Source organism: Nonomuraea sp. NBC_00507 (genome assembly GCF_036013525.1).
GTDB lineage: Bacteria > Actinomycetota > Actinomycetes > Streptosporangiales > Streptosporangiaceae > Nonomuraea.
Map to the genome: position 1 here is coordinate 12,248,446 of NZ_CP107853.1, position 26,703 is coordinate 12,275,148.

Consider the following 26,703-nt stretch of genomic DNA (forward strand, 5'->3'; position numbering starts at 1 on the left):
GGTCGTCAAAGGTGTGAGCAGAGCTCGAGAAGCTGCCGGTGGGAGCCCTGTGTTCCCTCCGGCAGCTGATCGGGCCGGCACCACTTCGCTTCAAGGATCTCCAGCGGGTCGAGCTTGAGCGTGCCGCCCGTCAGCACGGCCTCGTAGGCCACCTCCACCCGCAGCGCGAAGCCGCTCTTCAGCCGGATGAGCCGGCCTGCCTTCACGGTGAGTCCGGTCTCCTCGAAGACCTCCCGTTCGACGGTGCGCTCGAACGTCTCCGACCGCTTCGCGTACCCGGTGGGGAACCCCCACTGGCGGCCCTCCGGCCAGAGCCGGTGCTTGAGCACCAGCACCTGCCCTTCGTCGTCCCGTACGACCCCCGTGACACCGACCATGAACGTGGCGTGCTTCAGCCACACCAGCCGCCATTGCAGGCGGCCGCCCAGAGACCGCCACACCCGGGTGAGCAGCCGTAGCACTGTGCCCCCTTCGACTTGATCGTTCCCTAGAGTCTGTCTCATGGACTGGCAGGAATGGCATGACGAATACGATCGCCCGGACTCACGCCTATCCCAGCGGCTGCGGGTCGTCCAGGGCCGTCTCCGGCAGGCGCTGGATGCCGCTGCGCCGGGGCCGGTGAAGGTGATCAGCCTGTGCGCGGGGCAGGGCCGCGATCTCCTGCCCGTGCTGGCCGACCATCCACGCCGTGGTGACGTGCGAGCGCGTCTTGTGGAGCTGGATCCGGGTAACACCGCGGCCGCGCGATCCGCAGCCGAGGCCGCCGGGCTGGATCAGGTCGACGTGGTGACGGGCGACGCGACGCTCACCGACCAGTATCACGGCATGGCGCCGGCCGACATCGTGATGTTGTGCGGGATCTTCGGCAACATCGCCGAAGACGACATCAAGCGCGCCGTCGGGTTCTCCCCGCAGCTGTGCGCCGGCGGCGGCGTGGTGATCTGGACCCGCCATCGCCGTGCGCCTGACCTCGTTCCGGTGATCTGTGCCTGGTTCGAAGAGCTCGGTTACGAGCGGGAATGGGTGTCGGATCCCGGCGCGGACTTCGGTGTGGTCGTCCATCGTTTCACCGGCCCGTCCCGGCCTCTGGCGGTCGGTGAGCAGATGTTCCGCTTCGCCAGTCGATAAGCGCAAGGCGGAGCCATGGCCCGGCTGTGTACGAGGCGCCGGGCCCCACGATCGGAACGGAAGCCGCGAGGGCAGGTGCACGCCCGCCACCGGCTCAGTTTGATGCGGCACCAACTTCAGCTGGATCAGTAATGCGCGGCGCGGCGGTGGACCAGGCGGAGGCCCGTTTCCACCAGGGCCCAGCCCAGGCGGGTGCGTAAGGTACGCATCACCGGCTCGGAGGCGGGAGCCGCCAGGCGGTGGTGCGCGGCCTCGGCGCGAAGCTCGCGGGCCCGCGCTCTCTCGATGTACAGGAAAAGGTCGGGATCCATCAGCTCTCCTTACCGCCGGGGCTCCACGATCGGAACGGGAAGCCGTACAGGTGGACGGCGACGTTCTCGCGGCCTTCCGTGTCGCCTGCCTCGCGAGCCGCCACGCCGTGCGCCCGCCACTTCGCGGCCAGTTCGTTGAGCTCTTCGCCGAGGCGGCTCAGCTCGTCGGGCGTGAGCAACATCAGGTATTCGGCGCTGAACGCCGCGTTGCGCCAGGCGTCGTCCCACGTCGGCTGGGTGTCGAGATAGCTCTCGTACAGCTCGTGCTGCTGGCGGGCATGCATACGACTCACGGCGGAATGGGCGGCGGCTCGCTCCGGGGCGTCGCGGAAGTCCTCGTCCCTGGTGGAGAGGCCGGCGGCGGCCGGCCGCCACCACCGCTCCCGGGCGTCCCCGCTGCCCGCCTGCGCCTCCTCGATGAGGCCGTGGGCGGCCAGCTTGCGCAGGTGGTAGCTGATCAGGGAGACAGCCTCGTCCACTTGGTCGGCGAGTTGCGAGGCCGTCGCCGTGCCCGCCACATTGAGGGCGCGGTAAAGCTTCATGCGCAGCGGGTGCGCAACTTTTCTTTTCTATCTCGGGAAGCGCCAGCTGGTCTGGCTGTATTCGCCCTTGCGGAAGCCCAGCACCTTGGCCGGCCGCACTTCGAACACCAGCGCTTCCCCGCCCTGCGGGTGGGTGAACACGCCGTCCCCCACGTCGAAGTGCCACGCGCTGCCGTACTTCGCCTCCCAGGCGGTGGCGAGGACCTTGAGCTTGCCCGGGTCGGTGACGCGCTCGGCGGCGCCCTCGACCACCAGGTCGAGCCCTTCGTGCAGGGCGCTCGCGCCGGTCGTGAGCGCGCAGTTGCGGTTGGACTCCAGGTTTCTGGCCTTCTGCTCCTCGGCGCCGGTGCAGAAGTAGATCGCGTCGTCCTGCCAGACGGCCAGCAGCGTGGTGACGTGCGGGCGGCCGTCGGCGCGCACGGTGGTCAGCCAGTACGTTTCCGCACGTTCCAGCTGGTCGCGGGCCTGAACCCAGGAGGTCGCGGTGGCGTTCGGGTCGCTGAAACGGGCATCCAGTTTCGTGGTCGGTTCCATGGCATCTCCTAAGCCGGGCTCCTACGTTTGGATGGACCTACCGGAGCTCAGGAACTCATCGGCGGAAGGTGAAGCGATGGCGACGTTCGCGCTGATTCACGGTGGCGGCGGGTCCGCCTGGGAATGGCATCTGGTGGCGGAGGAGCTACGCGGCCGGGGACACGAGGTCGTGGCGGTGGACCTGCCGATCGAGGACGAGTCCGCCGGGCTGTGGGACTATGCCGACGCCGTGGTGGACGCTGTCGGGGAGCGGCGAGACCTGGTCGTGGTGGCACATTCGTGGGGCGGGTTCGTCGGCCCGCTCGTCTGCGCCCGCCTGGCCGCCGACCTCCTGGTACTGGTCACGGCCATGATCCCGGTGCCGGGCGAACCGCCGAGCGACTGGTGGGGCAACACCGGATTCGGACACAAGGACATCAGCGACCCGATCGGGTTGTTCCTGCACGACGTGCCCCGGGAGCTGGCGGAGGAAGCGGTCAGGAGAGAGCGCGAACACGTGGGCATGGCGTACGGGGAGCCGTGGCCGCTGGAGGCGTGGCCGGACGTGCCCACCAGGTTCCTGTTGTGCCGCGACGATCGGTTCTTCACGCCTGAATTCATGCGCGGTGTCGTCCGCGACCGGCTCGGCATCACGCCGGACGAGATCGACGGCGGGCACGCCCCCATGCTGGCGCGTCCCAAGGCGCTGGCCGATTACCTGATCGGCAGGTCGTAGACGCGGCGGACGCTGCTGCCGAGCCGGCTCACGTCGGCCCCGTACACGTGGATGGACACTCCCACCTCACCGCTGGTGTTGCGGACCTTGTGGATGTCCCCGGGCGGGGCGAACCCGCTGACCTCCCCAGGCCGGTTGTCGGCGCGGCCGATCTCCAGCAGATGGTCGCCCATGTCCCGGTAGAGGGTCTCGTGCTCGATGCCGCTGATGATGCCGAACGTGCACCACGCCACGTGGTCGTGGATCACCGTCTCCTGGCCGGGGCGCCACACCACCGACACGATGGAGAAGTCCTCCTGGGCGTGGAGCGGGCGGGAGACGTACCCGTCGGGCGAGCCTTCGCGCTCCTGCGGCGTGAGGATGTCGAGGCGGGGCAGGCGGTCGCGGAGCAGGTCGGAGACGGTGTACGCGGTGCGGCGGGGACCGAGCCGCCGGGCCACGATGTCAGAGATGCCGGTCACGAGCGGCTCGAGGCCCGGTCTGGCCAGAGTGATGGTGGGCATATTCATGGTGTCCCCCTAGGGAATGAGGATAATCATCCTTCCCCTTCTACGGTCCTACGCCGCGACCGATAGGTCCAACAGAAGTCTTATGGGCGAGCCATAGATATGATTGATGAATGCTGGATGTCGTCCGTCTCCGTGTCCTCCTCGCGGTCGCCCGCAAGGGCTCGCTGACCGCGGCCGCCAAGGAGCTGCACTACTCGCAGCCGTCCGTCAGCCACCACCTCGCCCGGCTGGAGGCCGAGACCGGCGCCCGGCTCATCCAGCGAGCGGGCCGCGGCATCAGGCTCACGGACGCGGGCAGGCTGCTCGCCGAGCGGGCCGCGGAGATCATCGGCCGGCTCGACGCCACCGCCGAGGAGCTGGCCGCACACGTGGGGATGCGGGCCGGCCGCGTGCGGCTGGCCGCCTTCCCCTCCGCGCTCGGCACCTTCGTCCCGAAGGCGGCGACGGTGCTGGGCGAGGCGCATCCCGGCCTGCGCCTGCACCTCACCGAGACCGAGCCCCCGGAGGCGCTCAGGCTGCTGCGGGCGGGGCGGGTGGACGTGGCGGTGGTGTTCAGGTACGACGACACCGCGCCCGAGGACAGCGGCATCACCATGATCCATCTCCTCGACGACCCCAGCTACCTGGTGTCCCGCGCGCCCACGGACGGAGAGCTGGCCGGGCACGCCGAGGCGTCCTGGATCGCGGGCTGCGACCGGTGCCGCAGCCACCTGCTGGACATCTGCGAGAAGGCGGGGTTCGAGCCGCGGATCTCGTTCACCAGCGACGACATCGTGGCCGTGCAGGCGCTGGTGGCGGCGGGGCTCGGGCTGACGATGCTGCCGGGACTGGCGTTGCGCGCCCACCGGCATCCCGACGTGGAGGTGGCGGAGGTGCCGGGCTCGACCAGGCACGTGTACGCCGCCGTCTACGGCGACCCGCCCCACCCACCGGCCACCGGTGCGCTGCTGGAGGCCCTGCGGGAGGCGCTGAAAGAAAGGCTTTGACGCCGCTCCTACGATGGCTTCATGCCGGATATTTCGACACTCGCCCTCTTCAGTGTGGTCACGCTCGGCCTGCTCGTGGTGCCCGGGCCGGCGGTCCTGTACATCGTCACCCGGAGCGTCTCCCAAGGCCGCGCGGCAGGCATGATCTCCGTGCTGGGCGTGCACGCGGGCTCGGTCGTGCACGTGGCCGCGGCGGCGCTGGGCATCAGCGCGCTGCTGGCCGCCTCCGCCACGGCGTTCACCGTGGTCAAGTACGTCGGCGTCGCCTACCTGGTCTGGCTCGGCGTACGCAAGCTGGTGCGGCGGTCCGAGGGTGAGCAGGCGATCGAGCTGCGGGTGCAGTCGAAGCAGCGGCTGTTCTGGGAGGGGTTCGTGGTGAACGTGCTCAACCCCAAGACGGCGATCTTCTTCCTGGCGTTCCTGCCGCAGTTCGTCAAGCCGGACGCCGGCCCGGTCGGGCCGCAGATGCTGCTGCTCGGGCTGCTGTGGATCGTGCTCGGCATGGCCTCCGACGGCACGTACGCGATGCTCGCCTCGGCGCTCGCCGATAGGGTACGCCGCTCGGCCCGCGCACGCCGGCGGCTCGATGTGGGCAGCGGGCTCGTGTACCTCGGGCTGGCGGCCTGGCTCACCACCGAGAAGGCGTGACAAGCCAGGAAATTTCTGGCCCTTAGTGCGATAGTGAGATCAAACGCTGATCGAGGGGACGGCACGTCCGGACGTACCAAGTAGGCCTATAGGCGGACCCCATGGACACGCCACCGCACCGCCTCGGGCTCGAGCGGGCCGTCGAGGTTTATTCCGGTCACGATGACCTCGTCGGCGTGACCGGTTCGGGCTATGCCATCGGCGCCGATCTCGTGCTCACCTCCGGCGACCTCGTCGATCCCGAGGCGCCGTGCCGGGTGCGCGCGGCGTGGTCGCCGCGGTGGGTCCGCGCCGAGGAGGTCTGGCGGGGGCGCGGCGGCACCGGGGCCGCGCTGCTGCGGGTGACCGGCGCCTCGTCCGACGAAACACCCTGGCGTGGGGTGCCGGGCATCGACCACGTGCGCTGGGCCCGGGTCGGTCAGGGACCGTACAGGCTGCGCTGCGTGGCCAGGGGCTTTCCCAGGGACGGGGAGGGGGCCGCGCAAACATTGTCGGGTCTGGTGGACCCGCCTGCGGGCGCGGTGTCGAAGGCGCTGGCGGCCGGTGTGCTGGATTCCCTGCCGATCGCCCTCTGGGAGGGCATGTCGGGCGCCGCCCTGCTGGCCGAGCCGGCCGGGCAGGTCATCGGCGTGATCGTCACCGGCCGCGACGGGTACGCCCAGCGGCGCCTCGACGTCATCCCGGTGACCGCGTTGCTGAGTGACGAACGCTTCCGCGAGCTGGCGAACGTGCCGCCCGGGCGGCTCGAAACCGTGGCCGAGGGCGACCCGTCGGTGCTCCTGCCCGATCTGCTCTCGCCCGCCCGCGAGGACCTGCCGCCGGACTGCCCGGACTGGAGACTGCTGATGCCGCGGCACGCGGTGGTGCCGTTCCTGGGCAGGGCGGAGGAGCTGGCCCGGTTACGGGAGTGGGCCGACGAGCCTGGGGCGCTGTCGATCGCCGTGCTGAGCGGGCGCCCCGGCACGGGGCGGACCAGGTTGGCGGGCGAGCTGTGCGAGGTGCTCGAGCGCGCGGGGTGGGACGCCGGGTTCCTGCCGCTGGGCTCCGTCTGCGCCGCCCTTTCCGGTGAGGCGGCGGCCCGGGCCGTGACGTTGGACGTGCTGCGCCCGACCCTGCTGGTGGTCGACCACCCCGAGCCGTCCTCGCCGCTGGTCGGAGAGCTGGTGCGGCGGCTGGCCAAGCACGAGCACAACCCACCCGTACGGATCCTGCTGCTGGTCCGTGAGCCGGGCGAGCCCGAATGGTGGCGGCGGCTCGACACGGCCGCGGGAGGCTGGCTGCGGCGGCTCAACACCGCGACCGTCCAGCTCAACGCCCGTCCGCTCACCCTGGACGAACGGACCGAGCACGCGCACGCGGCCATGAAGGCGTTCGCGCCCAGCAGGGCGGCCCTTCCCTGGCCGCCTCCTCTCGACGACCCCGACTTCGGTCTGCCGCTCCATGTCCACCTGGCCGCCCTGACGCGTCTGCGGGACGGAGCTCACGGCAACGTCGAGGCGGGCGGGCTGGTGGACCGGCTCTTGGAGCGCGAATTCGAGCAGTGGGCGCACGTGTGGCCGGGTGAGCGGGTGAACGACCTGCCAGCGCGGCACGCCGTAGCGGTGGTCACGCTGACCGCCCCGGCCCCCGCCGAGCTGCCCGGCCTGCTGACGGCCGTGCCGGGTCTCCACATCGGCGCCGCGATGCAGTGGCTCGGCCGGATCTTCGACGACGGCCGGCCGCTGGGGCCGGATGTGCTGGCCGAGCGGCTTCTGGCCGAGACGCAGGACCTGGACCGGCTCGTGCTCGCCCTGCACGATCACGAGGGCCGTACGGCGCGGCACCTCGTGCGCATGCTCGACGCCCTCCGGCTGTCGGCGGGCTCGGGGCAGGTCAGGTCGGCGCTGCGGGGGCTGGTGGCGGCCAGGATCGACAGCATGGTGGCGGAGGCCGCGGCGGCGTCGGGGACGCGGCTGGGAGACGCGCTCCATGCGGCGCTGGGGTTGTTCACCGGCGATCGGGAGATCGCGCGCGCAGGAGCTCGCGCTGCCGGGCTCCCGGTACGGCGGGACGTGCGGCTGGGGCTGCGGGCCCTCCACGTGACGATCGGTGAGCTGGCCGTGCGGCACCTGCGGGCGGAGAGCAGGCCCATCGCGCTGGCCGGTGCGCTGTCGGTGTTGTCGGAGCGGCTGGCGGCCGCGGGCCGGGTGGGTGAGGCGGTCGTCGCGGCCGCCGAGGCCGTCGACATCTTCGCCGCCGCTCCCCCGTACGAGGCGGCGGGCGCGCAGGCGGAGGCTCTGGACAACCTGGGCGCTTGCCTGTTGCTCGCGGGCGAGCCCGGCAGTGCGCTCAAGCCCGTCCAGGAGGCGGCGGCGAGGTTCCGCATCCTCGCCGAAGAGGAGCACGAGCCCCGGTATGCGGGGCGGGCCGCGCGGGCGCACTACAACCTGGCGTGTGCGCTGCTGGGAGTCGGGCGGACGGACGAGGCCGTCCAGGCGTTCTCGGCGGCAGGCGGCGATCCCGAGGTCGCGGCGAACGTGGCAGGCGTCCTGTCCGCCGCCGAGCCGCTGCCCCCGTTCGAGGAGCTCATCACCGCCGCGCCGCTGGCGCCGTTCGAGGGTCTGGAGGACGGGCCACCCACCGCCGCGCTTGCGGAGCTGGCCGCCTGTCTCACCATCGCCGCCACGACGGCCGTCAGGACCGTCGCTCCCACGGACCGCGACCTGGCCCACCGCCTCCACCTGCTCGCGGCCTGGCTCCACGACCGCGGCAGGACCACCGATGCCCTCGTCCCTGCGGCCGAGGCGGTGGCGCGGCTGCGCGGCCTGGCGGCTGAGGAGCCCGGGCTGCGGTTCCTGCTGGCCACAGCGGCCGGCCTGCTGTCCCAGCTGCACGGCGCTCTGGACGACCTGGACGCCGCCGCGCGGGCCGCCGCCGAGGCCACGCGCAACCTGCGTGCGCTCGTCGTGCTCGATCCCGGCGAACATCGCCCCGCGCTGGCCGGGCAGCTGCTCGACCTGGGCGAGCTCCTGCTGCTGGATGACCGCCCCGAGGAGGCGCTCGACCCGCTGCACGAGGCCATGGGCGTGGCGGACGGGCGGCACCCGCAGGCCAGGGCCAGGCGGCTGCTCGGCCTGTGCCTGGACGAGCTGGGACGCTCCGCGGACGCCCTGGCGCAGCTCGAGATCGCAGCCGAGCTGTACGACGTCCTGAGCGCGGACGACGACGCCTACCGGCGCCATCTCGCCGAGATACGAGCCCGGCTGGGCCGCACGCGAACGGTCCCGGCGCCGGGCGGCGCGCGGCACTGGATGCTGGCGCTGGTCACCTCCCGGCCCGACGAGGCCGTGGCACGCGCTGAGCAGCTGGTGACCGAGCGCCGCGAGTCCATCGAAGGCGCCGGCGAGCCGAAGCTCGAGGAGATCCACGCGTACCTGTCCGCCCAAGCCATGCTGGCCCGCGCCTGGTCGGACGCGGGCCGGGCGGCGGACGGGCTCGCGCTGGCGATGCGGGCGGCCGAGCTGCTCCAGCGGCACGCGGGACAGGATCGGCCGCACGCGATGGCGGTCGGCCAGGTGGCGGCGGCACTCGGGCGCACGCTCGTGGGCCTCGGGCGGCACAAGGAGGCCGTACCCCACCTGCTTACCGCCATCGAGTCCCACGGGCAGGCCGGGGCGAGCCCGGCGTCGGGGAAGGAGCTGGCCGAGCTGCTCATCCTGGAGGCCGTCGCGCTGTCCCACGCCGCCTGCGCGGCGGACGCGGAGGCGGCGGCGGATCGGCTGGTCAGGCTGTACGCCGCGCTCGTGTCCGAAGGCATCGAATCCCCCGTGGCCCTCGCCGGGGCGCTGCTCCTCCAGGGCGGCATCCGCTTCACCCGGCAGGACATGGGCGGCGCGCTCAAGTCGGCGACCCGGGCTCTCGACGTCCTCGCGCAGGAGCCGTCGAGCGGCGATCGGCTGGTGAGCGCCGCCTGCCTGGAGCTGAGCGGCCTGTGCCTGGCCGAGCTGCACGACGAGGACGCCGCCAGGAGCAAGCTGGCCGAGGGCACCGCCTTGATGGCCGAGCACGGTCCCCCGCCCGCCGATCTGGCGGAGGTGCACCTGTCGGCCCTGGTACGCCTGGCCAGGCTGCGGGCCCGCGAGGAAGGCCCGGCCGCCGGGATCGTCATGTACGCCCGGATCCTGCAGACGCGCCCGCTCCCGGAGGCCGGCGTGCTCAGGACCCTGATCGACGAGCTCACCGCGTACCTGAGCGATCTGCCGGACGGCGCGGATCTGGCCGTGCTGCTGCCGCCGCTCACGACCTTCACCGAGGCGCTCGAACGCGAGGTGCCGCTGAGCGCCGACGCCGACCTGCACGACAGGCACGCCCGCTGCTTGTCCCGCCTCAGCACCGCCGCCGCGCAGGCGAACGACACCGAGAGCGCCGTTCAGGCCGCCAGGCTGGCCGTCCGCGTGCACCGGGCCCTGACCGCCTTCTCCAGCGCACACCGCGGCCGGCTGGGACTGGCGCTCGCCGCCCTCGCCAGGCTCGACCGTACCGATCTGGCCGCCGCCGAGCAGGCGATCGCGCTGCTCGACGACGCGGAGCACGGCAGGGAGCTGGCCTCCACCCTCGCCCGGTACGCGGCCGAGCTGCTCGAGCGCGGCCGCCCTGTGGAGGCCCTGGCCCACTGCGAACGGGCCGCGGACCTGTGCGACGAGCTGGACGACCCGGCCGTCGCCGCCGCCGTCTACGCCCAGCTGGGCGACAGCCTGGCCGCCCTGGACCGACCGCACGCCGCGCTGGAGGCGGTCACGTGGTCGCTGGCCGAGCTGGAACGGGCGTCCGAGCGTGGGCAGGAGCTGCCGCACGTGCGCGCCCAGGCCATCGTGGTGCGTGGGAGGGTACTGCGGGCCTCGGGGCGGACGCACGAGGCGCTGGCGCACCTGGTGGAGGCGCTGCAGATCTACACGCGGCTGTCGCACCGATCGGCCACCGCCGAGGTCGCCGCGATGATCGCCGACGATCTGCTGGCCGGCGGCCGCGCGGAGGAAGCCGCCGAGTACGCCAGGACCGCCACGACCGGACACGAGCCGGGCACGGTCAAGCACGCGCTCGCCCTCCAGCGGCTGGCCAGGTGTCACATGATGCTGGGCGAGCTGACCGAGGCCAACGCCCTCGTGGAGCAGCTGATCCCCCTAGCCAGACGGTCGCCGGACGATCTCACGTACCGGGCGATCCTGGCCGACTCCCTGGCCCAGAGCTCGGAGCTGCTGCCGCTGCTGCAGCTGGACGGCGGCACCGAGGCCGAGGCCAGGGCCCGCGAGGCCATCGCGATCTACGACGACCTGATGACCACGGGCATGAACGCCGAGGCCCTCCATACCAGCCGGGCAGGAGCCAGCCTCACACTGGCCGCCGCCCTGCGGATGCGCGACCTCGCCGCGGACGCGGTGCGGCCGCTCCGCGAGGCGGTGGCGGCGCTGGAGAGGTACGCGCCGGGCAACCCTCCGCTGTCCGGGCTGCTGGCCAGGGGGATGCTCATGCTGGGCGACGCACTCATGGAGGCGGGTCGTCCGCTGGAGGCCGGTCTGGTCTTCCACCGGGGCACGCAGGTGACGCGCGACGTGCTCTCCAGGGCCGTCGCGCACGCCCGGCTCGGCCTGTGCCAGCAGGAGCTGGGCAGGGACGACGCGGCCGACGCCGCGCTCCGGGTCGCGGCGGGGCTGCTGTGTGAGCTGCTCGCCGGCGAGCGCGACGAGGGCCTGGCGGACCTGCTGCGCGACGTGCTGCGCAGCAGACTGACGCTCCTGGAGAAGGCCGGCAAGGGCGAGGAGGCGCGGCAGGTCGAGGACGACCTGCGCGCCCTCAGGACGTGATGGCCTGCACCGTCTCCCGCGCCCACCGGTAATCGGCCTTGCCGGCCGGCGAGCGCACCATCGTCTCGACGAACGCGTACGTTCGCGGCACCTTGTACCCGGACAGCAGCTTCCTGCAGTGCGCGTCCAGTTCCTCGGCCGTGACCTCGACACCGGGCCGCGGCTCGATCACGGCCGCCACCTTGTTCCCCCAGCGCTCGTCCGGTACCCCGGTCACCACCGCGTCGAACACCGCGGAATGCCCCTTGAGCACGGCTTCGACCTCTTCGGGGAACACCTTCTCACCGCCGGTGTTGATGCACTGCGAGCCCCGGCCGAAGACGTTCACGGTCCCGTCGGTGTCGACGGTCGCCAGGTCTCCGGTCAGCAACCAGCGCGCGCCCTGCTCGTCGGTGACGAACGTGCGGGCGGTCTTGTCCGGGTCGTTGTAGTAGCCGAACGCGACCCGCCCCGACCGCGCCACCGTCCCGAGCTGCCCGGACCCGGGCTCGACAGGCCGGCCCTTCTCGTCGAGGACGGCCAGGTTGACCACGGAGTTCGGCTGGTAGCGCAGGCCGGTCTCCGGCGACGACCCGGCCGTGCCCGACGCCGTGTAGCCGGACTCGGTCGAGCCGAAGTTGTCCAGGATCATGACGTTCGGGAGCAGCTCCTGCAGCCGGTCGCGGACCGCGCCGGACAGGATGGCGCCGGTCGAGCTGATCACGATCAGCGACGAGACGTCGTAGGAGCCCTGCGCCAGCGCCTCGGCCATGGGCCTGGCCATGGCGTCGCCGGTGATGTTGATGGTGTTCACGCGCTCACGCTCGACCGTCCGCCACACCTCGGCGCCGTCGAACTTGCGGATGTACGCGACGCTCCCGCCCATCCACCACGTGATGAACGTGGCCATCTGCGCGGCGCCGTGCATCAGCGGCGCAACGGGGAACATCAGCAAGGGACCTGACGCGACCGCGGCGTCGATCACCTCCTGCGGGGTAGCGCGCGGCTCGCCGTACGGGTTGCCGCCGCCGAAGCCCATGAACAGGTCCTCGACGTGCCACATCGCGCCCTTCGGCATGCCGGTGGTGCCGCCGGTGTAGATGATGTACACGTCCTGCCCGGAGCGCGGCGGGAAGCCCCGCTCGGGCTTGCCCTGCTCCAGCGCGGTCTCGTACGGCACCGCGGCGCCGATCGCCGACTCGCCGCCCACCGAGATCAGGTGCTGCAGCAGCGGCGCCTCGCCGGCGACGGCGGCCACGCGCGCGTCGAACTCGACGTCGTAGATCAGCGCCCGGATGTCGGAGTCCCGGTACAGGTAGAGCAGCTCGGCCTCGACGTACCGGAAGTTGACGTTGATCGGCACCGCCCGGATCTTCAGCGCGGCCAGCATGCCGGCGATGTACGGGATGCCGTTGTAGAGCTGGATGCCGACGTGCTGGCCCGGCTGGATGCCCAGATCCATGAGGTAGTGGGCGAGCCGGTTGGCCTCGGTGTCCAGCTCTGCGTAGGTGCGGCGATCATCGCCGCAGATGACGGCGGTCCGGTCCCCGATCGCGTCCGCTAACCCCTCGTACAGGTCCGCGTGGTTGAACTCCATCAGAGTTTCTCCCGTCCGACGATCCACATCGCGAAGAACTGGGCTCCCCCGCCATAGGCGTGACCGAGCGCCGTGCGGGCGCCGTCCACCTGGTGTTCGCCGGCCATCCCGCGCACCTGCAGCGCGGCCTCGGCGAACCTGATCAGCCCCGAGGCCCCGATCGGGTTGCTGGACAGCACCCCGCCCGAGGCGTTCCACGGAATGTCACCGTCGAGCGCGGTCGCGCCCGACTCGGTGAGCTTCCATCCCTCCCCTTCCGCCGCGAACCCCAGGTTCTCCAGCCACATCGGCTCGTACCAGGAGAACGGCACGTACGTCTCGGCCACGTCGATCTGCCGCCTCGGGTCGGCGATGCCGGCCTGGCGGTAGACGTCGGCGGCGCAGTCCTTGCCCGCCTGCGGGTTGACCGTGTCACGGCTCGCCCGGAAGATCGGCTCGGAGCGCATGGCGGTGCCGTGCACCCAGGCCGGGGTGCCGGTGACCGCGGACTCCGACGACAGGACCATGGCGCAGGCGCCGTCGCTGGACGGGCAGGTCTCCAGGTAGCGGATCGGCTCCCAGAGCATGGGCGTGGATTCGACCATCTTCTGGTCGATGCCGGGGATCTTGAGGTGCGCGTACGGGTTCTTGAGCGCGTTGATCCGGTCCTTGACCGCCACCAGCGTGCCGATGTGATCGGGGGCGCCGGATCTGCGCATGTACTCGCGGATGTGCGGCGCGAAGTAGCCGCCCGCGCCCACCACCAGCGACGAGCTGAACGGCAGGTGCGTGGACAGGGCCCAGGTGGCGTTGGACTCCGACTGCTTCTCGAACGCCACGACCAGCACCCGGTCGTGCACGCCGCCCTGGACGAGGCTGGCGCCGACCAGCGCGGTGGAGCCGCCGACGCTGCCCGCGGTGTGCACCCGCATCATCGGCTTGCCTGCCGCGCCGAGCGCGTCGGCCAGGTACGCCTCCGGCATCATGACACCCTCGAACAGGTCCGGCGCCTTGCCGATGACCACGGCGTCGATGTCCTTGAACGTCAGCCCGGCATCCTCCAGCGCCCGCAGCGCCGCCTCGCGCACCAGCCCGGCGATCGACACGTCCCTGCGCCTGGTCGTGTAGTGCGTCTGCCCGACGCCGATGACCGCGCAACGGTTACCCATCAGGCCTCCAGTACGGTGACGAGATTGTGCTGCAGGCACGGCCCACCGGCGGCGTGGGCGACGGTGCGGTGGGCATGGCCGTCGAGGATGCGTTGCGCCGCCTCGCCGATCCGGATGAGCCCGGTGGCCATGACGGGGTTCGCGGCCAGCGGCCCGCCCGACGGGTTGATCACCGTGTCGCCGGTCAGCTCCAGCGCCTCGCGCAGGATGATCTCCTCGTGCGGGAACTGGGCGTGCAGCTCGGCCACCTCGACGGGCCCCTTGCCCACCCCCGCAGCACGCGCGGCGTCGGCCGCGGAGGCCGACCGGGCCAGGTCGCGCAGGCCCAGGTAGTGAGGCTCGATCCGATGCGCGATGCCCCTGATGTAGGCCGGACTGGCGGACAGCTCACGGGCCAGGTCGCCGGTCGCGAGCACGATCGCGGCCGCGCCGTCCGTGATCGGCGGCACGTCCGTCTGTTTCAGCGGCTGGACGGCGAAGTCCTCGTCCTCCGGCTCGGGCAGGTCCAGCGCGTACGGGTTGGCGCGGCCGTCGGCCCGGCTGCGGCGCACGATCTCGTCCAGTTCCTTCCGGTCCGCGTCGACCGCGGCGGCCTGGAGTGCGGCGTAGGAGAGCTGGTCGAGGCCCAGCGGAGCCAGGTAGTAGGGGTCGAGCTGGAGCGTCATGATCGTGCGCAGGTCACCGAGCGACGACTTGCCGAACCCGTAGACCAGGGCCGAGTCGACGTCGCCGTGCTGGAGGCGCACCCATGCCTCGTACAGCGCCCAGGCTCCGTCCATCTCCACGTGGCTCTCCGAGATGGGCGGCCAGGCGCCCAGCGCGTCGAGCGCGGACACGAACGAGAACGGCGCGCCCGCGAGATAGTCGCAGCTGCCCGAGCAGGTGAAGCCGAACCGCTCCAGCCCGGTGCGCCGCTTGACCTCCTTGATCACGGGCAGGATCAGCTCGGGCTCGGTCAGGCCGGTGTCGTGGGGGGTGTGCCGCGTCTGGGCGAACGCGACGATCGCGACCTCTCTCATGACAACTCCACGTCGGGCTCGCCGGTGGGGGCGAACCAGCGGATGTTCGCCATGGACGCCGTGCGCTCGCTCTCGGGCACCCACACGGCCTTGACCCGCATGCCCTGGCGCACCTCGTGCGCGGGCACGTCGCCGGTCAGGGCGATGATGGGGATGTCGGCCCCGTCGAGCAGGATGTACGCCGACACGAAGGGCACTTCAGGGGCCCGCGGGTCGGGCAGGTTGTTGATGGCGAACGTGGTGATCGTGCCGGTGTCGGGAAGCTCGAGCGTGTCGGGGATGGCGTTGCCGCATTCCGGGCAGGCCGCGCGGTAGGGGACGTACACCTTGGCGCAGTGGTCGCAGCGACCGCCGAGGAAGACACCCCGCTCGATGCCCTCGAGGAAGACGCGGAGCGCGCCGCCTGCCTGGAGGCGGTACTCGGCACGCACCTGGGAGACGATCTGCGTGACCTCGGGGACGAAGTGCGCGATGTCGGTGATGTGCCCGGTGGGCTGGTCGCGCCACACGGGCCAGACCCGCATCCCGGTCTTCATCGCCTTGATGTGCTCGGGACACACCGCGTGCACCAGCGCCGTGTCGGCGCCGTCGAGCTTGATCAGCGCCCAGGCGAAGGGCCGGTCCAGCGGATGACCGTCGAGGGGCTCGTGCACCCACGACCACGTGGTGACCGTGCCGGCCGGGCCGACCTCGACGTACTCGCCGGTGACCGGCTCGCCGGTGGCGGGGTCGTACTCGAGGGGCGGCACCAGCACCCGGCCCTCCGCCGTCCGCGTCCCTACGATGCGGCGGGCGCGCAACTCGCTCAGGAACCGGCCGACCACCGGCCCGGTCGAACGGGTGTAACCGCCGGGGAACTCCAGGACGTGCTGAGCGACCAGCGGATCAGATGGCACGGTCGTGTCCCTCCCAGTAAGGGGCGCGGAGTTTGCGTTTGAGCAGCTTGCCGTTCGGCTCGCGGGGCATCTCGGCGATGAAGTCGACGCTCTTGGGCCACTTCATCCGGGCCAGCCGGCCCTCCAGCGAGGCCAGGAGCTCCGCGGCCAGCTCCGGGCCCGGCTCGACACCCGCCGCCGGCTCGACCACGGCCTTGATCTGCTCGCCCCACTCCTCGTCGGGGATGCCGAACACGGCCACGTCCGCCACCTTCGAGTGGATCATGAGCTCGTTCTCGATCTCGGCCGGGTAGATGTTCGCGCCGCCAGAGATGATCATGTCGGCCTTGCGGTCGCAGAGGTAGAGGAAACCGTCCTCGTCCAGGTATCCGATGTCGCCGACGGTGAAGAAGTCCTTGAGCCGGTTCGCGGCCGTCTTGGCGGGGTCGCCTTTGTACTCGAACGAGGCGCCCATCATCTTCATGTAGATCGTGCCCGTGGCGCCGGTGGGCACCGGCTCGCCCTGCTCGTCCACGATGAGCAGCTCGCTGATGGGCCAGGCCTTGCCGACCGTGCCCGGATGCGTCTTCCAGTCCCCGGGCGTGGCCAGGGTGCCGCCGCCCTCGGTGGCCGCGTAGTACTCGTAGACGCAGTCTCCCCACCAGTCCAACATCGCCCATTTCACGGGGATCGGACAGGGGGCGGCCGCGTGGATCATCCACGTGAGCGAGGACAGGTCGTACTGCTTGCGGGTCGGCTCGGGCAGCGCGAGCAGCCGCTTGAAATGCGTCGGCACCAGATGGGAGTTGGTGACGCGATGCCGCTCGCAGAGTCGCAGCAGCTCCTCGGCGTCCCACTTGTCCATGTAGACCAGCGTGTGCCCCATGTGCAGGGCCGTGCCGCCGAACTGGGTCACGGCGGTGTGGTAGCAGGGCGAGGTGACCAGGTGGGCGTTGGGCCGGCCCGGCGTGATGCCGAACAAGCCGAGCAAGAACGTCATGAGCTCAGCGGAGTCGTCCGGATCCAGGCCGCTCAGCGGGCGTTTGACGCCCTTGGGCTTGCCGGTGGTGCCCGACGTGTAGTGCATGGTGGCGCCGGCGGTGCGATCGGCAGGCGTGCTGTCGGGCCGTCCGTCGGTCAGCTCACTCGCCGCCCGGAATCCCGGCCCTTCTCCGAGGAGGAAGCGGCGATCCGGCTCGATGGCCCGCGCGCCCTCGGCCCCGGTCGCGGCGAAGCGGGGATGGACGAAGAACGCCTTGGCCTCGCTGTCGGAGACGATGTAGGCGATCTCCGAGCCGGTGAGGTGCCAGTTGACCGGCGTGTAGTACCAGCCGGCCTGCATCGCGGCCAGGTAGAGCACCAGGCCGTCGGCGCCGTTGGGCACCAGGCCGCAGATGCCGTCGCCGGGCTTGAGCCCGAGGTCGCGCAGGCCGTGGACGAGGCGGTTCGATCGGGCCAGGAGCTCGCCCGCGCGGTGCTCCGTGCCGTCGGGATCCACGGCCGCGATCCACTCGGGATCCGCCTGCGCGAGCCTCCAGAAACCGAGCGTGCCCATATGCACTCCCTCGCAGCGCCGGCAAAAACAGGAACCTGTTCTCGTTCGCTGGTGGGAGCGTATCCTGGGGCCGAAGTGCGTAGCAAGCGCTTGATTAGAGACTTCGGAGGCATCCGTGGAGCTTCTGCTGATCAGCACCCCCCACTGCCGAGTGGAGCGCGACGGCCACGTTCTCATCGTCACCATGAACCGGCCGGAGGCCCGCAACGCGCTCTCCTCGGACATGCTGATCGGCTTGGCCTCGGCGTGGGCGTACGCGTCGGCGGAGCCCGGGATCAGGGCGGCGATCCTGACGGGCGCGGAGGGCACGTTCTGCGCGGGCGCCGACCTCAAGGCCATGGGACAGCCGTCGGCGGACCCCGAGGTCCAGGCCAGGGCCGCGCAGATCCCCAACTTCCACTGGAAGGGCCTGCTGCGGGAAGACCTGCCCACCAAGCCGATCATCAGCGCGGTGGAGGGCTACGCGGTGGCCGGCGGGACCGAGCTGCTGGTGGGCACGGATCTGCGGGTGGTGGCGGAGTCGGCCACGCTGGGGTTGTTCGAGGCCAAGCGCGCGCTGTTCCCCATGGGCGGCAGCGCCGTCCGGCTGCCCCGGCAGATCCCGTACTGCCACGCCATGGACCTGCTGCTGACCGGCCGCGCGGTCACGGCGGCCGAGGCCCTGTCGATGGGGCTGGTCAACCGCGTGGTCCCGGACGGCCAGGCGCTGGCGGCGGCCCGCGAGCTGGCCGACGACGTGGCCGCCTCCGGCCCGCTGGCGGTCCAGGCGATCCTGCGCACGTACCGGGACACGCTGGGGCTTTCCGAGCCGGAGGCCCTGAAGGTCTCCGACGACCTCGGCTGGCCGGTCATCGGCTCCGAGGACGCCAAGGAGGGCACGCGCGCTTTCCGCGAGAAGCGCGCGCCGCGCTACGAGGGCCGTTGAGGCCGGCGACGGTCCCCGGCTTCGGCCGGAGACCGTCGCGCTCAGTCCTCAGTGATGCGCGAGAGCCGGTCGAGAGCCTCGCCGTACTCCTCCACCAGCCCGAACACCACGTCCTTCGTGGAGCGGACCTGGTTCATCACCCCGATGATCTGCCCGGCGGGGAAGGTCGCCAGCTCGCTGGCGTCCGAGCGGCCGATGCGCCGCAGCGCGTCCGAGACCAGCATGAACTGCAGCGGCATCGGCAGCGTGCCCGGCGACTCCTCCGACTCCCACGCCTCCGTCCACTCGTTCTTGAGCAGCCGCGCCGGCTTGCCGGTCCAGCTGCGCGAGCGGACGGTGTCCCGGGAGGTGGCCTCCAGGATGCGGCGCTTGGCCATCTCCGGGGTGTCGGCCTCCTCGACGGTGAGCCACAACGAGCCCGTCCAGACGCCCTCCGCGCCCAGCGCCATCCCCGCCGCCATCTGGCGGCCGTTGCCGATGCCACCGGCGGCCAGGACGGGGACGTCCACGGCGTCCACCACCTGAGGGATCAGGACCATCGTGGAGATCTCACCGGTGTGGCCGCCGGCCTCCGTGCCCTGGGCGACCACCACGTCCACCCCGACCTCGACCTGCTTGAGCGCGTGGCGGGGCGTGGAGGCGAGGGCGGCGACCTTCACCCCGTGCGCGTGGGCCAGGTCCACGACGTCGGCGGGAGGCGGGCCAAGCGCGTTGGCCAGGAGCGCGATCGGGTGGCGCAGGGCCACCTCGACCTGCGGGCGGGCGGTGGCGTCCGTCCAGCCCAGCAGGACCTTGCCGGCGTCGGCGTCCGAGGACAGGGGCGGCACGCCGTGCTTGGCCAGGAGGTTCTCGACGAACGAGCGGTGCCCGTCGGGAATCATCGACTGCAGGCGGCCCACCAGCTCCTCGGGCGCGAACTCGGCGCCCTCGTAGGACGCGGGCATGACGACGTCCACGCCGTACGGCTTGCCGTCCACGTGGTCGTCGATCCATTTGAGCTCCATCTCGAGCTCTTCAGGCGTGAAGTAGAGAGCCCCGAGCACCCCCATACCGCCCGCGCGGCTGACGGCGGCCACCACATCCCTGCAGTGACTGAAGGCGAAGATCGGGAGCTCGATTCCGAACATGTCCGTGACACGTGTCCGCATGAGCCGACGATAAGTCGCGCACCCACCAAACTGCAACGCGTTCTACTCTAGAACCTTTGGTCGGTCACTCTGATGGAACGGGTTCTAACGCGGCATCCTGCGCCACAGGGCGCGGGGCAGCAGCCGCAGCACCCCGAAGACCGGCCCGAGCGCGCGCGGCACCCAGACGGAGGACGTGCCCTCGCGCAGCGCCCGCACCGTGGCCGCGGCCACCTGCCGGGGCGTGGAGGACAGCGGGGCAGGGGTGAGCCCTTTCGTCATCCGGCCGATCACGAAGCCCGGCCGCACGATCAGCACTCGGGCGCCCGACCCGTGCAGGGCGTCGCCCAGTCCTTGAGCGAACCCGTCGAGCCCGGCCTTGGCCGAGCCGTACACGAAGTTGGCCTTGCGGACCCGCGCGCCCGCCACGGACGACAACATCACCAGCGTGCCGTGTCCCTGCTCGCGCAGCACCCCGGCCGCGTGCAGCCCCACCGACACGTGGGCGCCATAGTTGACCGCCACGTCCCGGGCTGCGGCCGCCGGGTCGGCGTCGTAGTCCGCCTGGCTCCCCAGCACGCCGAACCCCGAGATCACCACGTCGAGATCGCCGACCAGCTCCACCGCCTTGTCGAAGACGGCGCCGTGCCCGTAGACGTCCAGCGCGTCGAACGGCAGGACGTGGACCTCCGCGCCCAGCGCGGGCGGGACGAACTCGCCGCGCACGGCCAGCACCACCCGGCTCGCGCCCTGGGCCACCAGCAGCCGGACGATCTCCAGGCCGATCTCGCTGCGCCCGCCGAGCAGCAGCACGGTGTCGACGGCGCCGAGAGCGTTCTTCACAGCCGGAGCCTCCTGGCCAGGTCGGAGCGGAACAGCCCGGCGGGATCGGCCTCGTCCCTGATCCGCCGCCACTGCTCCAGCCCGGGATACATCGCCGCCATCATGTCAGCGCGCAGCCGCGAGTCCTTGGCCAGGTAGACCCGTCCGCCGACCTCGGCGACCTGCCGGTCGAAGCCGCGGAGCAGGCCAGCGAGGCCGCGCTGCCCGACGGGGATGTCCAGGGCCAGAGTCCAGCCGGGCATGGGGAACGACAGCAGCCCGCCCGACTCCGGCCCGAACCTCTTGAGCACGGTGAGGAACGACACGGTGCCGTGCGCCGACAACGACCCGACGATGTCGCGCAGGGTGTCCTCAGCGCCGAAGGGCACCACGAACTGGTACTGGACGAAGCCTCGCGAGCCGTAGACGCGGTTCCAGTCCTCGACGAAGTCGAGCGGGTGGAAGAACGGCGCGATGCCCTGCACGATGGTCCGGCGCCGCGGCGCCTTGCGATACCAGACCTCGTTGAACGCGCGCACACTCAGCCTGTTGAGCAGCCCGCCTGGCACCCATGCAGGAGCCCGCAGCAGCGCGCCCGGCGCGAAGGCCGGCGGCTCCTTCCCTTCAGCACGTGGCAGGTGATCGCCCCTGGTGAGCACGCTGCGCCCCATCGCACGGCCGCGGGCGAGCAGGTCGATCCAGGCCACCGTGTAGCGGTAGCGGTCGTCGGTGGCCGCCATGGTCGCCAGCGTCTCGTCCAGGTCGCCGGTCCGCTGCACGTCCACCCGCATGAGGGAGGTCTCGACGGGCACGCAGGCGAACGTGGCCTCGGCGATCACCCCGGTCAGCCCCATGCCGCCGACGGTGGCCCAGAAGAGCGGATCACCGGGGCGCAGCGTGCGGACCGTCCCGCCGGCGGTCACCAGGGTGAGCGAGCGGACGTGCGCGCCGAAGGAGGAGTCGCGGTGGTGGTTCTTGCCGTGCACGTCGGCCGCTATGGCGCCGCCGACGGTGACGTGCCGGGTGCCCGGGCTGACCGGGACGAACCAGCCCCGGGGGACGAGCGCCGTCATCAGGTCGTGCAGGCTGACCCCGCCGGAGGCGGTCACCAGGCCGGCCGCCTCGTCAAAGGTCCACGTGTCCAGGCCGGTGCAGTCGAGGACGAGGCCGCCGGCGTTCTGTGCGGCGTCGCCGTACGACCTGCCCAGGCCGCGCGCCACCGCGCCCCGCCGTGGCGCTGAGGCCACCAGCTCGCTCAGGTGCTCGACGGAGCGGGGCCGCGCGAGCGTGGCCGGCGTGGGCGCCGTGCCCCCCCAGCCGGTCAGGAACGTCGTCATGTGTAGATCCCCAAGGCCACCAGCACGATCAGCCCGGCGGCGAACAGCAGGGTCGGCCGGTCGCGGGCCGCCAGCTCCTCGGGCTCCTCGCCCCTCCCCCGGTCCACCAGCAGATTATGCCGGAGCACGAGCAGGAGGAACGGGATGATGCTGAGCCCGTAGAAGAGGTCCGCGTGCGCGTTGAGCGCCCACAGGCAGTACGTCACGATCATCGCGCCCGAGCACATGATCCGGACCTGGGCCAGGTAGGCGGGAGAGTAGGCGGCCAGCGTCGCGCGGGTCCCCGTCACGCCCTGGGTCCGCAGCTCCGCCTCGCGCTTGCCCACCACCAGTTGCAGGGCCGCCAGCGAGATGACCACCAGGAACCATCCGGTCACCGGCACGTCCACCGCCACGGCCCCGGCGTAGGCCCTGATCACGTGGCACCCGGCGACCGCGATCAGGTCCACGACCTCCTGGTGCTTGAGCCACACCGTGTACGACAGCGTCAGCGCCACGTAGCCGGCGACCACGGCCGGCGACTGCCAGCTCCCGGTGAGCGCGGCCACCGCGGGCGCCAGGATCAGCAGGGCGACGCCGGTCACCCGGGCCGTCCGCACGGACACCTCACCCGCCGCGATCGGCCGGTGCCGCTTACGCGGGTGCAGCCGGTCGGCTTCCACGTCGGCGGCGTCGTTGAGCAGGTAGGCGCCGCTCGCCGCCAGGCAGAACGCGACGAAGACCAATAACGTCGCGAGCAGGCTGCCCGGCTCACCCAGCACCCCGGCGGCCGTGGGCGCGGCCAGGACCAGCACGTTCTTCACCCACTGGCGCGGCCTGGCCGCTCTGAGTAACGCGAGCGCGGGCGCGGCCGTGCGGGGCCGCGACACCACGCCTTGGCTCATGAGGTCCTGCGGCCGCGCACGGTCAGGAAAACGCCTCCCACGAACAGCACGATACCGACCACCGCGAGCACAATCGGCAACGTGGTCCTGATCAGGGTGATCTGGCTCTTGCCCTCGCGTGCGCTGGTGACGAGCTCGTTGACGGTCTCGTCGGTCATCTTGGCCGTGGCCACGAAGGCCTTGGAGCGCTCGACGCCGTCCTGGCTCTTGAGCACCTCGTTGCGCTGCTGCTCCTGACGGACGGGGGCGCCGGTGGTGGGCTCGATCCAGTAGGTGACCGTGCCGGAGTAGACGCGGTTGAGCTGCACGTCACCGGACTCGCCCATGCCGAACAAGGCGGCGGGCACGTTCAGGGTCTCCGTCTGGGTCTCGGGGACGACCTGCTCGAACTTGTAGGTGTTCAGGCCGTTGACCTGCTCCTCGCCGACGAACTTGGCCTCGAACGCCTTGCCCGCGCTGGAGTTGAAGACCAGGTAGGCCTTCTTCTCCACGTCGAACGGGAACTTGTAGATCTGGCCCTGCAACTGCACCGGAGCCTTGTCGATGCTGACGCCGCAGCAGTTGAGCCCGACGCCCGAGCGCTTGTCGAAAGCGCTGCGCCGCTCGGTGAAGTTGATGCCGGGCTTGCCGTTGGTGACGTCGTTCACGGCGGTGAACTCGTCCCACACGACCCGGTCACCGGACGCCTCCTTCACGTCACCACGGGTGGTGACGATGATGTCGAGGTCGGCGGTGAGCACCTTACCGTCGGGGACGCTGAAGTACTGTGCGCCGGTCGCCTGGAGCTTGGTGATCCCGTAGTGGTCGCCCGCGGCGGCCATGAGCGCGGGCGCCACCTGGAGGCGCATCAGCGGAGCCAGAACGATGAGGAATGCCCCGACGGCGATGAGGACGCTGCCTACGACGACCCGGTTCATCGACCCTCCATGTGCAGGTGCACGGACGCCTGTCTGGGTGATTAAGTAACTGAAACTAGTTCCTACTCGCCGGTATGTTATTGCGGTGAGTGACCGACGTCACCAGGGATGCGGAAACGTGACCGAAACAGGTTCTACATCGGCGGGGGTGCCCGCGGTCTCCGGACACCAGGCGTCTCTCGATGGCATACGTGCGGTGGCCGCGTTCGCCGTCCTGGTCTTCCACGTGGCGATGGAGGCGGGCACGGCGCTGGAACCGGGTTTCCTGGGTGGCGTGTTGTCCAGGGGCGAGATCGGCGTGCCGATCTTCTTCACGCTGTCCGGCCTGCTGCTCTATCGTGCTTGGGCCGCGGAGGTCCTGATCGGAGACCCGGCTCCCAGCACGCGCCGCTACCTGTGGAGGCGTTTCCTGCGCATCATCCCCGCCTACTGGCTGGTGGTGGCCGTGGCCCTGCTGCTGTGGGGCGAGGTCCACCGGTCGGATCCGTGGACGTGGGGGAACATGTTGTTCCTGGTGCACATCTACGACACGAACCCGTGGTGGTTCGGCCTCGGGCCCAAGGGGCTCGGGCAGATGTGGAGCCTGGCGGTCGAGCTGACGTTCTACCTCACGCTCCCGCTGGTAGCGGCCGCGCTGCGGGGGTTCGCGCTGCGGGCGGGACCGGACATGGGCGCCAGGGCCAGGCGCCTGCTGATCGGGCTGGTGGCCTTGGCCGCCCTCTCCTACGTGTACACGATCTTCGAGTATTTCCCCGAGTACCGGCCGTGGATGAACGTGTGGCTGCCGCGCTCGTGGACGTTCTTCGTGCCGGGCATGGCGCTGGCGGTGCTGACCGTCTGGGCCCGTGCGGATGACGGCCGCATCCGCCGCCTGTGCGCGGCCCTGGCCTCCTCGTGGGGCACGTTGTGGCTCATAGCGGGGCTGGCGTACCTGATCGCCGCCACCCCGGTGACCGGGCCGCGCTTCGTCGGTCTGGGCGGCATCTGGACCGCGTTCTACGAGCAGGCCCTTTACACGGTCATCGCCTTCTGTCTCGTCGCGCCCGCGGCCCTGGAGCCGGAGCGCGCCACGCCGGTGCGCGCGCTGCTCGGCGGGCGGGTCATGAGCTATCTCGGCCGGATCTCCTACGGCGTCTTCCTGTGGCAGTTCGTGGTCATCTACCTCTGGTACGACTTCACCGGCCAAGAGCCGTGGTCCGGCAACCTGCTACTCAACCTGACCGCCGTCGGCGCCATCACGGTCGCGCTCTCCGGGCTCACCTACCGCTACGTGGAGGAGCCCGCCAGGCGGCTGATCCGCTTCATCCCTCAGAGCGCCGGAGGGGCCGGTCCCGGCTCGCCGAAGGCCACCGCCCTCAGGCAGAACGCCTGACCCTGGCCGCCGCCCGCGCTGATCCGCATGCCCTTGCCCGCCCCGTCGTGCGGAACGTAGAACAGCGCTCCCATGGCGCCGGTCGCGGGCAGCGTGGCCGCCCGCTGGGTGCCGCCGAGGTCCACCACGACCTGCACCGGCTGGGGACTGACGTACGCCATGGCCACCACCATGCCGGGACCGCCCAAGGACTCGACGGGGAAGACCCGGGCAGCCGGGAAACACTTCCGGCCCTTGACCGCGTCGAAGAAGGGCGCCACCCGGCCCACGAGGACGAGCTTGCCCGTGGCGTCGAAGACGTACGGATCGGCCGACGGCTGCGGCTCGCGCATGCGCTCTCTGATCTCGGGGTGGGCCAGCGGCGCGAGCACGTAGGACGTCAGGCGGCGCGGCCCGTTCCAGGGCAGGACGATCTCCGGCGGCACGGGACGCGCGTAGATGTCGGCGTCCGGCGCCGCGGTGGCCAGCGAGGCCCGCGCGTTGTCCAGGTAGCTCCTGACCTTGTCCCCGCTGAGCGTGTCGCCGAAGGCGTTGATCGAGACCAGCGACACGGCCACGAAGGCGACGGTCAGCCCGCCTGCGGCCAGCGACAGCGTGCCCGGAACCGGCCTTCGGCGGGTGTCGTCGGGCTCGCCCTCGACCGGCTGCCAGGCCAGCGCCAGGCACAGGGCGACCAGCACCGCGGCGTCGGCGACGTACCTGGTCTCCGCGCCCACCAGGTCCCACGCGGTGGCCCGCGCGATCACAGTGGGCACCGCGTCGGCCACGACGACGTAGGCGGCCAGAATCGCCCACGCCCGCCACGCCCGCCTGCGGTACACGCACGTGACCACGACGAGTAACACGATCACGGCCCATGAGCCGATCACGGTGGCCTGGGCCGGGTCGGCCAGCCCTCCGGTGGCGGTGAGCCCGCCCCAGCGCAGCGGGCCGCCGACCGCGCCCGTGGGGAAGGTCTCCCCCAGCAGCCTGCGCAGCAGCCCGGGGACGATCTCGGCCTTCGGGCCGGTCAGCCCGTCGGAGCCGGCGCTGTCACCGCGCAGCCAGTACAGCACGCCGTACCCGGCCAGCAGCAGGCCGTGCGCCCACCAGACGGGCCTGCGCAGCTCGGTCAACAGCGCGCGAGCCCACAACCCCTTGCCCAGGTAGGCGCTGGTGATCCCGAGCACCACGAAGGGGATGAACACTCCCTTTGTGGAGAAGGCCATCCCGACGGCGGTCCAGATGAGGGCGTGCCAGCGGCCCTTGCCCTCGCGGACGTATCTGATGTGCGAGGCCAGCGCGGCGATCAGCGCGAGTTGCAGTGGCACCGCGTTGAGCGCGGCCGACCACCAGCTCATCGCGGGCACGGTGAGCGGGGCGAAGACGTAGACGGTCAACGCGGCGAGCACGACCGCGCGGTCCCCGAACAGCCGCCGCAACAACACGAGGAACACGATCGAGGCCGCCGCCTGGAGCGCGAGGGTGACGAACGAGACCAGCGCCCAGTTGTACGGTGCCAGCGACGTGAGCACCCACACCAAGGCCAGCGCGCCGGGCATGAGGTGGCCCTTGTGCACCCGGGTCAGGTACTCCCAGGTCAGCCCGCTGTCACTGGCGCCGGCCACGAAGAGGAAGTCGTCCTCGACGAAGTACGCCTTGCTGAGTACGCCGGCCTTGAAGACCAGCGAGACCAGGATGAGCAGCAGGCCGACACCCATGACGGGCCCGGTGCGGATCGCGGGCAACGTGATCTGCACCGGCTCAGGGCGTCCGGCGTCGTCAGGCGGCGTCGTTTCGGTTTCGGAGCGCTCGACGTCCTCAGCCGGCGGCGCTTCCGTGCCGGAGGGCTCGACCTCCTCAGCCGGCGTCGTGCCCGCTTCAGACCGCTCGACGTCCTCGGTCTGCGTCGTTTCCGTGTCGGAGCGTTTGACGTGCTCGGGCATCGTCATTT

23 protein-coding genes are annotated in these 26,703 nt (G+C 71.3%); 7 read left to right on the plus strand and 16 right to left on the minus strand.

Features of this window, described 5'->3' with window-relative positions; all coding sequences use genetic code 11:
• Nucleotides 1–5: 5 nt before the first annotated feature.
• Nucleotides 6–461 (minus strand): NUDIX domain-containing protein, encoded by a 456-nt coding sequence (locus tag OHA25_RS57925; RefSeq protein WP_327585287.1) that lies wholly within the window; start codon nucleotides 459–461, stop codon nucleotides 6–8.
• A gap of 40 nt (nucleotides 462–501) precedes the next feature.
• On the opposite strand from OHA25_RS57925, the gene OHA25_RS57930 reads away from it, so the two are divergent.
• Nucleotides 502–1,128 (plus strand): class I SAM-dependent methyltransferase family protein, encoded by a 627-nt coding sequence (locus OHA25_RS57930; protein ID WP_327585288.1) that lies wholly within the window; start codon nucleotides 502–504, stop codon nucleotides 1,126–1,128.
• A gap of 125 nt (nucleotides 1,129–1,253) precedes the next feature.
• On the opposite strand, the gene OHA25_RS57935 is transcribed toward OHA25_RS57930, so the two are convergent.
• From OHA25_RS57935 to OHA25_RS57945, 3 genes are read right to left on the minus strand one after another with little or no spacing between them, the layout of a single operon-like run.
• Nucleotides 1,254–1,439, minus strand: a complete 186-nt coding sequence (locus tag OHA25_RS57935) for a hypothetical protein (protein ID WP_327585289.1) — start codon at nucleotides 1,437–1,439, stop codon at nucleotides 1,254–1,256.
• A complete protein-coding gene (locus OHA25_RS57940) occupies nucleotides 1,439–1,987 on the minus strand; it encodes a helix-turn-helix domain-containing protein (RefSeq protein WP_327591203.1) in 549 nt (182 codons plus the stop codon). Before OHA25_RS57940 ends, OHA25_RS57935 begins: the two co-directional genes overlap by 1 nt.
• Before the next feature lie 21 nt (nucleotides 1,988–2,008).
• Nucleotides 2,009–2,515 (minus strand): pyridoxamine 5'-phosphate oxidase family protein, encoded by a 507-nt coding sequence (locus tag OHA25_RS57945; protein ID WP_327585290.1) that lies wholly within the window; start codon nucleotides 2,513–2,515, stop codon nucleotides 2,009–2,011.
• Nucleotides 2,516–2,591: 76 nt separating this feature from the next.
• Between OHA25_RS57945 and OHA25_RS57950 the strand changes: the two genes are divergently transcribed.
• On the plus strand, nucleotides 2,592–3,230 hold the full coding sequence (locus tag OHA25_RS57950; protein WP_327585291.1) for an alpha/beta fold hydrolase: 639 nt from the start codon (nucleotides 2,592–2,594) through the stop codon (nucleotides 3,228–3,230).
• On the opposite strand, the gene OHA25_RS57955 is transcribed toward OHA25_RS57950, so the two are convergent.
• On the minus strand, nucleotides 3,209–3,733 hold the full coding sequence (locus OHA25_RS57955) for a cysteine dioxygenase family protein (RefSeq protein WP_327585292.1): 525 nt from the start codon (nucleotides 3,731–3,733) through the stop codon (nucleotides 3,209–3,211). The two genes, OHA25_RS57950 and OHA25_RS57955, sit on opposite strands and share 22 nt — an antisense overlap.
• Nucleotides 3,734–3,849: 116 nt before the next feature.
• On the opposite strand from OHA25_RS57955, the gene OHA25_RS57960 reads away from it, so the two are divergent.
• The 3 genes from OHA25_RS57960 to OHA25_RS57970 all read left to right on the plus strand — a co-directional run bounded on the left by OHA25_RS57960 (nucleotide 3,850) and on the right by OHA25_RS57970 (nucleotide 11,213).
• Complete coding sequence (locus tag OHA25_RS57960; RefSeq protein ID WP_327585293.1) at nucleotides 3,850–4,725, plus strand: LysR family transcriptional regulator; 876 nt, start codon at nucleotides 3,850–3,852, stop codon at nucleotides 4,723–4,725.
• Between the two features lie 21 nt (nucleotides 4,726–4,746).
• A complete protein-coding gene (locus OHA25_RS57965) occupies nucleotides 4,747–5,373 on the plus strand; it encodes a LysE family translocator (protein WP_327585294.1) in 627 nt (208 codons plus the stop codon).
• 101 nt (nucleotides 5,374–5,474) lie between these two features.
• Nucleotides 5,475–11,213 carry a hypothetical protein gene (locus tag OHA25_RS57970; protein WP_327585295.1) on the plus strand — a complete coding sequence of 1,913 codons (5,739 nt, stop codon included), beginning with the start codon at nucleotides 5,475–5,477 and terminating at the stop codon, nucleotides 11,211–11,213.
• On the opposite strand, the gene OHA25_RS57975 is transcribed toward OHA25_RS57970, so the two are convergent.
• From OHA25_RS57975 to OHA25_RS57995, 5 genes are read right to left on the minus strand one after another with little or no spacing between them, the layout of a single operon-like run.
• Nucleotides 11,203–12,789, minus strand: coding sequence for an acyl-CoA synthetase (locus OHA25_RS57975; protein WP_327585296.1), 1,587 nt, complete (start codon nucleotides 12,787–12,789; stop codon nucleotides 11,203–11,205). The genes OHA25_RS57970 and OHA25_RS57975 overlap by 11 nt on opposite strands.
• Nucleotides 12,789–13,937: a thiolase domain-containing protein gene (locus OHA25_RS57980; protein ID WP_327585297.1), complete on the minus strand. Its 1,149-nt coding sequence runs from the start codon at nucleotides 13,935–13,937 to the stop codon at nucleotides 12,789–12,791. Before OHA25_RS57980 ends, OHA25_RS57975 begins: the two co-directional genes overlap by 1 nt.
• Entirely contained in the window at nucleotides 13,937–14,956 is a 1,020-nt protein-coding gene (locus OHA25_RS57985) for a thiolase domain-containing protein (RefSeq protein ID WP_327585298.1), read from the minus strand. Before OHA25_RS57985 ends, OHA25_RS57980 begins: the two co-directional genes overlap by 1 nt.
• On the minus strand, nucleotides 14,953–15,852 hold the full coding sequence (locus OHA25_RS57990) for a Zn-ribbon domain-containing OB-fold protein (protein ID WP_327585299.1): 900 nt from the start codon (nucleotides 15,850–15,852) through the stop codon (nucleotides 14,953–14,955). Before OHA25_RS57990 ends, OHA25_RS57985 begins: the two co-directional genes overlap by 4 nt.
• The gene (locus OHA25_RS57995) at nucleotides 15,842–17,386 is read right to left on the minus strand and encodes an acyl-CoA synthetase (RefSeq protein ID WP_327585300.1); all 1,545 of its coding nucleotides are present in this window, start codon (nucleotides 17,384–17,386) and stop codon (nucleotides 15,842–15,844) included. Before OHA25_RS57995 ends, OHA25_RS57990 begins: the two co-directional genes overlap by 11 nt.
• 115 nt (nucleotides 17,387–17,501) lie before the next feature.
• Here OHA25_RS57995 and OHA25_RS58000 point away from each other — a divergent pair, with 115 nt between their 5' ends.
• On the plus strand, nucleotides 17,502–18,311 hold the full coding sequence (locus tag OHA25_RS58000) for a crotonase/enoyl-CoA hydratase family protein (protein ID WP_327585301.1): 810 nt from the start codon (nucleotides 17,502–17,504) through the stop codon (nucleotides 18,309–18,311).
• A gap of 41 nt (nucleotides 18,312–18,352) precedes the next feature.
• Here OHA25_RS58000 and OHA25_RS58005 read toward each other — a convergent pair whose 3' ends face one another.
• The 5 genes from OHA25_RS58005 to OHA25_RS58025 all read right to left on the minus strand — a co-directional run bounded on the left by OHA25_RS58005 (nucleotide 18,353) and on the right by OHA25_RS58025 (nucleotide 23,398).
• A complete protein-coding gene (locus OHA25_RS58005) occupies nucleotides 18,353–19,459 on the minus strand; it encodes an NAD(P)H-dependent flavin oxidoreductase (protein WP_327585302.1) in 1,107 nt (368 codons plus the stop codon).
• 84 nt (nucleotides 19,460–19,543) lie between these two features.
• The gene (locus OHA25_RS58010) at nucleotides 19,544–20,281 is read right to left on the minus strand and encodes an SDR family NAD(P)-dependent oxidoreductase (protein ID WP_327585303.1); all 738 of its coding nucleotides are present in this window, start codon (nucleotides 20,279–20,281) and stop codon (nucleotides 19,544–19,546) included.
• Nucleotides 20,278–21,597, minus strand: a complete 1,320-nt coding sequence (locus OHA25_RS58015; RefSeq protein ID WP_327585304.1) for an FAD-binding oxidoreductase — start codon at nucleotides 21,595–21,597, stop codon at nucleotides 20,278–20,280. The genes OHA25_RS58010 and OHA25_RS58015 overlap by 4 nt, the downstream gene beginning before the upstream one ends.
• The gene (locus tag OHA25_RS58020) at nucleotides 21,594–22,481 is read right to left on the minus strand and encodes a decaprenyl-phosphate phosphoribosyltransferase (protein ID WP_327585305.1); all 888 of its coding nucleotides are present in this window, start codon (nucleotides 22,479–22,481) and stop codon (nucleotides 21,594–21,596) included. The genes OHA25_RS58015 and OHA25_RS58020 overlap by 4 nt, the downstream gene beginning before the upstream one ends.
• The gene (locus OHA25_RS58025) at nucleotides 22,478–23,398 is read right to left on the minus strand and encodes a DUF3068 domain-containing protein (RefSeq protein WP_327585306.1); all 921 of its coding nucleotides are present in this window, start codon (nucleotides 23,396–23,398) and stop codon (nucleotides 22,478–22,480) included. The genes OHA25_RS58020 and OHA25_RS58025 overlap by 4 nt, the downstream gene beginning before the upstream one ends.
• Before the next feature lie 118 nt (nucleotides 23,399–23,516).
• Here OHA25_RS58025 and OHA25_RS58030 point away from each other — a divergent pair, with 118 nt between their 5' ends.
• Entirely contained in the window at nucleotides 23,517–24,770 is a 1,254-nt protein-coding gene (locus tag OHA25_RS58030; protein WP_327585307.1) for an acyltransferase family protein, read from the plus strand.
• Here OHA25_RS58030 and OHA25_RS58035 read toward each other — a convergent pair.
• The gene (locus tag OHA25_RS58035; protein ID WP_327585308.1) at nucleotides 24,707–26,695 is read right to left on the minus strand and encodes a hypothetical protein; all 1,989 of its coding nucleotides are present in this window, start codon (nucleotides 26,693–26,695) and stop codon (nucleotides 24,707–24,709) included. The genes OHA25_RS58030 and OHA25_RS58035 overlap by 64 nt on opposite strands.
• Between the last annotated feature and the right edge of the window lie 8 nt (nucleotides 26,696–26,703).

What these genes read in the sequence shown, in the direction of transcription:
- OHA25_RS58005 (WP_327585302.1), bottom strand. Translation starts at nt 19,459, where the DNA reads ATGCGGACACGTGTCACGGACATGTTCGGAATCGAGCTCCCGATCTTC.
- OHA25_RS58015 (WP_327585304.1), bottom strand. Translation starts at nt 21,597, where the DNA reads ATGACGACGTTCCTGACCGGCTGGGGGGGCACGGCGCCCACGCCGGCC.
- OHA25_RS57980 (WP_327585297.1), bottom strand. Translation starts at nt 13,937, where the DNA reads ATGGGTAACCGTTGCGCGGTCATCGGCGTCGGGCAGACGCACTACACG.
- OHA25_RS58035 (WP_327585308.1), bottom strand. Translation starts at nt 26,695, where the DNA reads ATGCCCGAGCACGTCAAACGCTCCGACACGGAAACGACGCAGACCGAG.
- OHA25_RS58020 (WP_327585305.1), bottom strand. Translation starts at nt 22,481, where the DNA reads ATGAGCCAAGGCGTGGTGTCGCGGCCCCGCACGGCCGCGCCCGCGCTC.
- OHA25_RS57995 (WP_327585300.1), bottom strand. Translation starts at nt 17,386, where the DNA reads ATGGGCACGCTCGGTTTCTGGAGGCTCGCGCAGGCGGATCCCGAGTGG.
- OHA25_RS57935 (WP_327585289.1), bottom strand. Translation starts at nt 1,439, where the DNA reads ATGGATCCCGACCTTTTCCTGTACATCGAGAGAGCGCGGGCCCGCGAG.
- OHA25_RS58025 (WP_327585306.1), bottom strand. Translation starts at nt 23,398, where the DNA reads ATGAACCGGGTCGTCGTAGGCAGCGTCCTCATCGCCGTCGGGGCATTC.
- OHA25_RS57950 (WP_327585291.1), top strand. Translation starts at nt 2,592, where the DNA reads ATGGCGACGTTCGCGCTGATTCACGGTGGCGGCGGGTCCGCCTGGGAA.
- OHA25_RS57985 (WP_327585298.1), bottom strand. Translation starts at nt 14,956, where the DNA reads ATGAGAGAGGTCGCGATCGTCGCGTTCGCCCAGACGCGGCACACCCCC.
- OHA25_RS57930 (WP_327585288.1), top strand. Translation starts at nt 502, where the DNA reads ATGGACTGGCAGGAATGGCATGACGAATACGATCGCCCGGACTCACGC.
- OHA25_RS57960 (WP_327585293.1), top strand. Translation starts at nt 3,850, where the DNA reads ATGCTGGATGTCGTCCGTCTCCGTGTCCTCCTCGCGGTCGCCCGCAAG.
- OHA25_RS57975 (WP_327585296.1), bottom strand. Translation starts at nt 12,789, where the DNA reads ATGGAGTTCAACCACGCGGACCTGTACGAGGGGTTAGCGGACGCGATC.
- OHA25_RS57970 (WP_327585295.1), top strand. Translation starts at nt 5,475, where the DNA reads ATGGACACGCCACCGCACCGCCTCGGGCTCGAGCGGGCCGTCGAGGTT.
- OHA25_RS57945 (WP_327585290.1), bottom strand. Translation starts at nt 2,515, where the DNA reads ATGGAACCGACCACGAAACTGGATGCCCGTTTCAGCGACCCGAACGCC.
- OHA25_RS57965 (WP_327585294.1), top strand. Translation starts at nt 4,747, where the DNA reads ATGCCGGATATTTCGACACTCGCCCTCTTCAGTGTGGTCACGCTCGGC.
- OHA25_RS57955 (WP_327585292.1), bottom strand. Translation starts at nt 3,733, where the DNA reads ATGCCCACCATCACTCTGGCCAGACCGGGCCTCGAGCCGCTCGTGACC.